At 62.2% G+C, this 680-nt stretch carries 2 protein-coding genes; both read left to right on the forward strand.

Translation table 11 applies throughout. The features are described 5' to 3' along the window. The coding region (locus HF921_RS12950) for a KH domain-containing protein (RefSeq protein ID WP_215893975.1) at positions 1–426 on the forward strand (426 nt) is incomplete at its 5' end. Then, on the forward strand, positions 416–680 hold a 265-nt coding region (recO, locus tag HF921_RS12955), incomplete at its 3' end, for a DNA repair protein RecO (RefSeq protein ID WP_215893976.1). The genes HF921_RS12950 and recO, both read left to right, overlap by 11 nt.

A 680-nucleotide genomic window follows, 5' to 3' on the forward strand; every position in this document is an offset into this window, starting at 1 on the left:
AAGGCGGCTGATGTGGAGCGTCTGGCCGATGTGTTGGTGCCCCTGTTACCGCCGGCACCGGCGTCTTTCCCGGAGGATCAGGTCACCGATCGCAACCTGCGGTTTATGGCGGCAGAAATCATCCGCGAGCAAATCTTCCGGCAACTGGGCGCCGAACTGCCCTACGATACAGCGGTTGCCATTGAAAGCTATCAGGTGGAATACGGTCAGCAGCGCATCGAGGCGACTATTTATTGTCGACGGCCGGGGCAGAAAGCCATTATTTTAGGTGACGGCGGCAGCCGGTTGCGGGTGATTGGCAGCCGGGCGCGGGAGACGCTGCAGCAGTTGACCGAAGAGCGGGTCTGGCTGGGCTTGTGGGTCAAGCAAAAGGAACAGTGGTCGGAAGACCGCAATATCCTGCGCGAGCTGGGGTATGACGACTGAGGCCGGTGATCGCGCCTGGGTCTTGCATCGCTACCCTTACGGGGATACCAGTCTGGTAGTCGAACTGTTTACGCAGACACAGGGTCGGCTGGGGGTCTTGGCCAAAGGTGCTCGGCGCGCCCGCTCTCCGCTGGCGCGGATTGAGGCGGGGCGCCCCTTATGGGTGCGTTGGCTGGGGCGGGGTGAGTTACCGGTGCTGGCGCAGGCGGAAGAGCTTGAGCCAGCGCTGCCACTCGATAGCTTGCAAAGCCTCA

It is taken from the genome of Acidithiobacillus ferriphilus, from assembly GCF_018854775.1.
Taxonomy (GTDB): domain Bacteria; phylum Pseudomonadota; class Gammaproteobacteria; order Acidithiobacillales; family Acidithiobacillaceae; genus Acidithiobacillus; species Acidithiobacillus ferriphilus.